Raw genomic sequence first — 7,598 nt, 5'->3', positions numbered from 1 at the left:
CCAGGAAAACTTTGGGGTTTATTCAGCCAGACATAATTTTTAAAGAGCAATTGCAACAGGCTATGAGCGAGTGTTGCAGTTATTAGTTGAATCTAGGAAATATACATTTTTTTATGTTACATAAAAATAATGATAAGTCATTCAAAAAATCACCATAATTTATCACTAGAAACAAAAAAAGCCGCAGAATATGCGGCCTATATAGTAAACTTTATACACTTTTAATTTTATTTCTGGTTAGAACGGAATATCGTCATCAAAATCGTTGTCGGGTGAAAACGGTTCTGGTTGTGAAGGCTGCTGATTTTGGTTAGAACGCATCGCATTGCCTTGGTTTGACTGACCGCCTTGGCCGCCTTGAAAGCCTTGCTGCTGTCCAAAACCTTGGTTCGGATTACCCTGCTGATTCGGTGCAGGCTGATTGCCGCCTTGGTTTTGATTCATGCCCTGGTTCATACCTTGATTCATGCCTTGGTTCATACCCTGATTCATACCTTGGCCTTGACCCATGCCAGAGCCGCCACGAGAATCGAGCATTTGCATTTCGTTAATTACGATTTCTGTCGTGTAGCGATCTTGGCCGTCTTGACCTTGCCATTTACGTGTTTGTAAGCGACCTTCAACGTACACTTTTGAGCCCTTTTTAAGATACTCACCGGCGATTTCTGCTAAGCGACGATAAGCAACACAACGGTGCCACTCAGTTTGTTCACGCGGTTCACCTGTTTGCTTGTCTTTCCACGTTTCGCTGGTTGCGATTGAGAGATTAGCAATAGCGGTACTGTTCTGGGTATACCGAACTTCAGGATCGGCGCCCAAGTTACCGACCAAAATTACCTTATTCACACCGCGACTGGCCATATTTCTCTCCTGTTCTAAAATTTTCTCTTTTAATAGTTTAACACGCTATTGGGCCGATTTGTGACGTTCGATCAATGCTTCGACTGCATGCTCATCATACTGCTTTTTATCAACTTTTAAATAGCTTGTAGCATCATCAGGCGCGTAGCGAACTTCTTCGACGCCTGATATTCCAAGTAGCGCGTCATTAAACTGATCAAGGGTTTGTTGCTCAAGCCCTTTCAAACTAATCACCACGTTCGTTACGGCTTTAGGGTTTTGCATCAAACGGCTCAAAACAAACCATAACGCTAGTATAGCTAAACTCGCCACACCAATCCCTTTAAGCTGATAAGTTTGTAAGAGCCAACCGCCTAGCGCGCCACCGACGAACGCCCCGCTAAACTGGCAGGTCGAATAGATGCCACTGGCGCTCCCTTTACTGCCTGCAGGGGCAATACGTGTAAGCAATGAAGGTAGTGTCGCTTCTAAGAAGTTAAAGCCTGTGAAAAAAACCACCAACGCGATGGCTATCACAATCAGCGAAGCACCCCACCATGTAATCAGTGTCGCACCCACCATCAACAATAAAATCGACAACCTAAACCAAGTGACATGTTGATTGGTTTTTGCGCCGTGAATAATCATGGGCACCATTAACGCGATCGATAGCACTAAGGTCGGTAAATAAAATAAGGCATGGTATTCCGTTCGTACATCATGCGCTGCTAACAAAGTGGGTAAGCTAATAAACCAAGACGTGAGTACCGCGTGCAGTACGAATACGCCGCCATTGAGTAACCAAAGTTGGCGGTGTCTCACCAAATGTTTAAGTTCCGTGGCAACAGGCAACGCCTCGCGACGGGCTGATTTAGTCAATGCTTTCGGCACTGCGACGAGTAATAGGCCAATCCCCACAAGGGCGCTCGCGGCAGTAAACCAAAATAGGCCTTGTAAGCCAATATGGTCGGCGAGTAACGGGCCGATAATCAGCGCTAGCGCAAATGCCAAGCCGATACACATACCAATAATCGCCATGACTTTCGATCGTTGATTATCGCGTGAAACATCGGCAGCCATCGCTAAAATAGCCGCTGCAATGGCACCAATACCTTGCACGGCGCGACCTACGACGACCCCCACCAAACTATCTGCTTGCGCAGCAATCATACTACCTAGAGCAAACACCAAAAGGCCGCCAACGATGATAGGACGACGCCCTATTCGATCCGATAACATACCCAGCGGAATTTGGAAAAAGGCTTGAGTTAAACCATAAGCTCCTAAAGCGATTCCCATCAACGCGGGTGTGTAATCTGGATACTCGTGGGCATAAATTGCCATGACAGGCATGATCAAAAACAGGCCCAACATGCGTATGCCAAAGACGGAGGCAAGTGCGAACGCTGCGCGCTTTTCTGTTCTATTTAACTGTTGCTGACTCATAATGCTCGCTATTATGAACGACCGAGCGGGCATTGTACCAGATACCCAAGTCTGTGCGATAATACTCGGCTCACTCGGTTGAATCATTGACGCCTATGCGCGGAGAAAAAAGTTTACTATGGACAAAATCGAAGTACGTGGTGCGCGAACACACAACCTAAAGAATTTTAACCTAACCATACCGCGCGATAAGCTCGTAGTCATTACGGGATTATCCGGTTCAGGCAAGTCGTCGCTGGCGTTTGATACGTTATACGCGGAAGGTCAACGACGTTATGTTGAGTCACTCTCCGCCTACGCTCGTCAGTTTTTGTCACTGATGGAAAAGCCTGATGTAGACGGCATTGAAGGTTTATCACCTGCGATCTCCATTGAGCAGAAGTCAACGTCTCATAACCCGCGCTCGACGGTGGGTACCATTACCGAGATATACGATTACTTACGTCTATTATTTGCCCGTGTGGGCGAACCTCGTTGCCCAACACATGATGTCCCATTGGCGGCGCAAACCATTTCACAAATGGTTGACCAAGTACTTACCGAGCCTGCGGAATCAAAACGCATGTTATTGGCACCCATTGTACAGAACCGCAAGGGTGAACACGTCAAGGTGCTAGAAAACCTTGCTTTACAAGGCTTCATCCGTGCGCGCATCGATGGTGAAATTTGTGATCTAAGCGATCCGCCGACACTCGAGTTACAAAAGAAGCACACCATTGAGGTGGTTGTTGACCGTTTTAAAGTGCGTGAGGGTATCGAGCAACGCTTGGCCGAGTCGTTTGAAACCGCTATTGATATGACAGGCGGTACTGCGTTTGTTGCACCAATGCCGGGTGAAGACGGTGAAACACTGGTATTCTCGGCTAACTTTGCTTGCCCGCACTGTGGTTACAGTATGCAAGAATTAGAACCACGCTTGTTTTCGTTCAATAACCCAGCCGGAGCTTGCCAAACCTGCGATGGCTTGGGGGTAGAGCAATTTTTTGATCCGAGTAAGGTGGTCGTCAATGGCGACTTATCGCTCACGGGCGGCGCCATCCGCGGTTGGGATAAACGTAATTTTTATTATTACCAGATGCTACAGTCATTGGCTAAGCATTATGACTTTAAGTTGTCGGTGCCGTTTAATGAATTAAGTGAAGATACTCGTGCAGTGTTGCTCTACGGCAGCGGCAAAGAAGAAATCAAGTTCACTTACATGAATGATCGGGGCGATAAGGTCGTTCGTGCACATCCGTTCGAAGGTATTATTCCCAACATGCAACGCCGATACCGCGAAACAGAATCACAAGCGGTGCGCGACGAGTTAGCAAAATATATTGCGGTTCAACCCTGTAAGAGCTGTCACGGTAGCCGTTTGCGCACTGAGGCGCGCCATGTATTTATCGAAAATACAAATCTACCTCAAGTTGCAGAACGGTCGATTGGTGATGCATTAGACTTTTTCCAAAGTCTTGATCTTGACGGTCAGCGCGGAAAAATCGCTGAAAAAATATTGAAAGAGATTAACGATCGGCTCGGGTTCCTGGTCAATGTGGGGTTGAATTACCTGAGCCTGTCACGTAGTGCAGAAACCTTATCCGGTGGTGAGGCTCAACGAATCCGTTTAGCCAGTCAAATTGGCGCGGGCTTGGTGGGTGTGATGTACGTACTGGACGAACCAAGTATTGGCTTGCATCAACGTGATAACGAACGTCTCCTTAATACACTGATTCATTTGCGCGATCTAGGCAATACCGTGTTGGTCGTTGAACACGATGAAGACGCAATTCGTCAGGCGGATCATGTGATTGATATCGGTCCTGGTGCGGGTGTGCATGGCGGCGAGATCGTGGCACAAGGAACGGTCGATGATATTGTCAAAACTGAGCGGTCTTTAACAGGTGATTATTTATCGGGTCGCAAATTGATTGATGTGCCAAGTCGACGGCATGAGCCAGATGAGCGCTGGCTTAAAATTATTGGTGCTACGGGTAACAACCTAAAAGATGTCGATTTGAACATTCCTTTAGGGTTGATGACCTGTGTGACGGGCGTGTCGGGGTCAGGTAAGTCGACGTTAGTTAATGATACCTTATTCAAAGTTGCTCACCGCGAGCTTAACGGTGCAACCACCAGTGAGCCAGCTCCACACAAACGTGTTGAAGGTATGGAACTGTTGGATAAGGTGGTTGATATCGATCAGAGTCCCATCGGACGTACGCCTCGTTCTAATCCCGCGACCTATACGGGTATCTTCACTCCAATACGGGAGCTCTTTGCCGGCGTACCAGAAGCCAGAGCGCGCGGTTATAAGCCAGGGCGGTTTAGCTTTAACGTTAAGGGCGGCCGTTGTGAAGCTTGCCAAGGCGATGGTGTGATTAAAGTTGAAATGCACTTCTTGCCGGACGTCTATGTACCCTGTGATATTTGTAAGGGTAAGCGCTACAACCGTGAAACGCTGGATATTCAGTATAAAGGCAAAAATATCCATGAAGTACTCGATATGACCATTGAAGAGGCGCGCGCGTTCTTTGATCCGATTCCCGCGATTGCACGCAAACTTCAGACCTTAATGGATGTAGGTTTGTCTTATGTACGGCTTGGTCAATCGGCAACGACGTTGTCAGGTGGTGAAGCGCAGCGTGTGAAGTTGTCGCGAGAATTATCGAAGCGAGATACTGGGCGTACGCTTTATATTCTGGATGAGCCCACTACAGGACTTCACTTCCATGATATCAAGCAATTACTGGCGGTGATTCATCGTCTGCGTGACCATGGGAATACCGTGGTCGTTATCGAGCACAACTTAGATGTGATTAAAACCGCTGACTGGATTGTTGACTTAGGTCCCGAAGGTGGCTCGGGCGGTGGTGAGATCCTCACCGAGGGCGCTCCTGAAAAAATCGTTAATGAGACGCGGTCTCACACCGCTCGCTTTCTTAAACCCATGCTTAAATCGTCATAGGAAGACAGGATGTTAGAAGAGCAGTTTAAAGTTCGTTTTTATGAAACCGATGCCTTAGGTCATGTAAACAACACCGTTGTGCCTATGTGGATTGAGACCGGCCGGTTACCTATATTTGAGTTCTTTGGTGAAATGTCGCCAAAAACAAAAAGTTTGATCGTTGCTCGTCTTGAAGTTGATTTCGCACGACCCATTTTCTTTGGCTCGAATGTGACTGTGAAGACTTTTGTTCAACGTCTTGGCGGCAGTTCCTTTGATATTGGTACCGAAATCTGGCAAAAAGGTGAGCTCTGCGCCAAGGGCAAAACCGTACTCGTTTATTTCGATTTTGAGCAACAACGTTCGGTTACCTTAAGTGACGAGCTAAGGCAACGCCTAGTCGAGCTACAACATCCGGAGCATCCCATTGACGCGTGATTTGGTAAGTGGTGGCCAGCAAATAAAAGCCCCCGATGATCTCAACCGGTTATTGAAGGAAATCCATCAGCAAGCGATGCAGATCCAGTCGGGCAACGTCGCCGACTACATTCCTGCGCTTGCTGCTGTCGAGCCGGAGCAATGTGCGCTGACTCTGACGACATTGGATGGAGAGGTGTTCAACGTCGGTGACACGGACACGTTGTTTTCGATCCAATCCATCTCCAAAATATTTGGCTTAATGATGGCGATGGATCGCTTGGGTGACGATTTGTGGCAACGAGTCAAAATGGAGCCTTCAGGACAGGCGTTTAATTCGATTGTTCAGTTGGAATGGGAAAAGGGTATTCCCCGAAACCCCATGATCAACGCAGGAGCGATTTTAATTAGCGATGTGCTAGTTAGCCACTACTCGACCAGTAAAAACGCTGTAATGAGCCTTGTACGAAGCCTGTGTGGTAATGACCGAATATATGCTGATGAATCAGTACATGCATCGGAAAAAGAACATGGTCATAGGAACGCGGCTTCCGCTCACTTAATGAAGAGCTTCGACAACATTGAGTCCGATGTAGATGAAGTCCTTGATCATTATTTCTGGCAATGCGCGATTAGCATGAGCTGTGAAAACCTCGCGCGCTCGTTTACATTCCTCGCAAATGCCGGTGTATGTCCATTCTCTCAGCGCGAAATCATTACTAAGCGAGATGCTCAACGCATCAATGCGCTGCTATCAACGAGCGGTATGTATGACCAAAGTGGTGAGTTTGCTTTTACCGTTGGCGTGCCTGCGAAAAGTGGTGTCGGTGGCGGTATTGTCGCGATAGTGCCTGATTTTGGGGTGATTTCAGCATGGAGCCCAAAACTGAATGAATTTGGCAACAGCGCACGCGGCATGTTCATGGTGCGCGAACTCGCTAATCGTTTAGGATTGAGCGTCTACTAGCGTCTCAGACCAATACGATAAACTTGGAAGCGAGACAGATTAAAGCGTTGCAGCAACTTATCAATATGACCTTGGCGAGCGAGTTCACGCACCAATTGTTGCATAGTCTCTCGGGTAAGGCGTTTGTTGTGACCCACTATCATGCTCAACATGTAGTCATCAAAAATTTGGTCAGAGACAAGTAAGTCTTTTTCATACTGGTCCCCGGCGTTTTGCAGTGCTGATAAAAGTTCATCATTAATCGGCATGATATCAATGCGTCCACCCATGAGCATGCGTAGATTGGTCAATGCCGAATGAGAAAGGTAGGCGCGATAACTACTCCCTAATTCATCCGCGGTTCGCTCGTTACCATCAAAATTATAATGATAACCTTTAACTGCACCAACGGTTTTATCGTCTAAAGAGCTAAAAAATGCTTGGGTCCGACCCGGTATTCGCTTTGCGATAAACCGTTCGCGCCCGCGAATAATAGGAATCGTTGCATCTACCGCTTTGCCTTTCCAACCCCACTCCTCTGACTCAAAAAAGATGACATCACAGCACCCATCCTTTGATAATGCTTGATATCGAGCATTCGGTGGAATCACCTGAAGTTGAAAGTCGTAGGTATCTTGATAGTCGTTCAAAATCTGAATGAGTTCGCGGGTTACGTCAGTTTCAAGTCCAGTAGAAAAATAGGGAGGATAATCGTACGCTGCAACATACACAGGCGTTTGCGCGCTTACATCCTTTACGAATGAAACGCTTGCGAGAAAGCAGGTTATGAGTAGAAAAAAACTTCTTTTCACTGCACTTATTTACGTTGAAACTGGACAGATATATTGAGGTTAAACCTGATAAAAGTCAATAATCGAGGTCAAATCACGGAAGCAAGGCTTACAGCAGTGCAAAATAATTCACCATAAAAAAACCCGGCCGAAGCCGGGTTTTGGACTCTCTGTCGCTTACGCCTTAGGCGCAAGTTACATTAGTCGATGATCTTAGATACAACGCCTGCAC

At 47.0% G+C, this 7,598-nt stretch carries 6 protein-coding genes; 3 read left to right on the top strand and 3 right to left on the bottom strand.

Annotated elements, in window-relative coordinates; all coding sequences use genetic code 11:
* Positions 1-237: 237 nt before the first annotated feature.
* On the bottom strand, positions 238-861 hold the full coding sequence (ssb, locus tag AWU56_RS12835; RefSeq protein WP_286682744.1) for a single-stranded DNA-binding protein: 624 nt from the start codon (positions 859-861) through the stop codon (positions 238-240).
* Between the two features lie 45 nt (positions 862-906).
* The gene (locus tag AWU56_RS12830) at positions 907-2,373 is read right to left on the bottom strand and encodes an MFS transporter (RefSeq protein WP_272977543.1); all 1,467 of its coding nucleotides are present in this window, start codon (positions 2,371-2,373) and stop codon (positions 907-909) included.
* A gap of 31 nt (positions 2,374-2,404) precedes the next feature.
* Between AWU56_RS12830 and uvrA the strand changes: the two genes are divergently transcribed.
* From uvrA to AWU56_RS12815, 3 genes are read left to right on the top strand one after another with little or no spacing between them, the layout of a single operon-like run.
* Positions 2,405-5,233, top strand: coding sequence for an excinuclease ABC subunit UvrA (gene uvrA, locus AWU56_RS12825; protein WP_286682743.1), 2,829 nt, complete (start codon positions 2,405-2,407; stop codon positions 5,231-5,233).
* A 9-nt stretch (positions 5,234-5,242) separates the two neighbouring features.
* A complete protein-coding gene (locus tag AWU56_RS12820) occupies positions 5,243-5,650 on the top strand; it encodes an acyl-CoA thioesterase (RefSeq protein ID WP_286682742.1) in 408 nt (135 codons plus the stop codon).
* Complete coding sequence (locus AWU56_RS12815) at positions 5,640-6,596, top strand: glutaminase (protein ID WP_006956840.1); 957 nt, start codon at positions 5,640-5,642, stop codon at positions 6,594-6,596. The genes AWU56_RS12820 and AWU56_RS12815 overlap by 11 nt, the downstream gene beginning before the upstream one ends.
* Here AWU56_RS12815 and AWU56_RS12810 read toward each other — a convergent pair.
* The gene (locus AWU56_RS12810) at positions 6,593-7,306 is read right to left on the bottom strand and encodes a substrate-binding periplasmic protein (protein ID WP_006956841.1); all 714 of its coding nucleotides are present in this window, start codon (positions 7,304-7,306) and stop codon (positions 6,593-6,595) included. The genes AWU56_RS12815 and AWU56_RS12810 overlap by 4 nt on opposite strands.
* Positions 7,307-7,598: the final 292 nt, after the last annotated feature.

The organism is Idiomarina sp. T82-3, assembly GCF_001577655.1.
GTDB lineage: Bacteria > Pseudomonadota > Gammaproteobacteria > Enterobacterales > Alteromonadaceae > Idiomarina > Idiomarina baltica.
The sequence above is the reverse complement of the archived record's forward strand: the minus strand, read 5'-3'. Positions and strand labels throughout refer to the sequence as shown.

What these genes read in the sequence shown, in the direction of transcription:
- uvrA (WP_286682743.1), top strand. Translation starts at nt 2,405, where the DNA reads ATGGACAAAATCGAAGTACGTGGTGCGCGAACACACAACCTAAAGAAT.
- AWU56_RS12820 (WP_286682742.1), top strand. Translation starts at nt 5,243, where the DNA reads ATGTTAGAAGAGCAGTTTAAAGTTCGTTTTTATGAAACCGATGCCTTA.
- ssb (WP_286682744.1), bottom strand. Translation starts at nt 861, where the DNA reads ATGGCCAGTCGCGGTGTGAATAAGGTAATTTTGGTCGGTAACTTGGGC.
- AWU56_RS12830 (WP_272977543.1), bottom strand. Translation starts at nt 2,373, where the DNA reads ATGATTCAACCGAGTGAGCCGAGTATTATCGCACAGACTTGGGTATCT.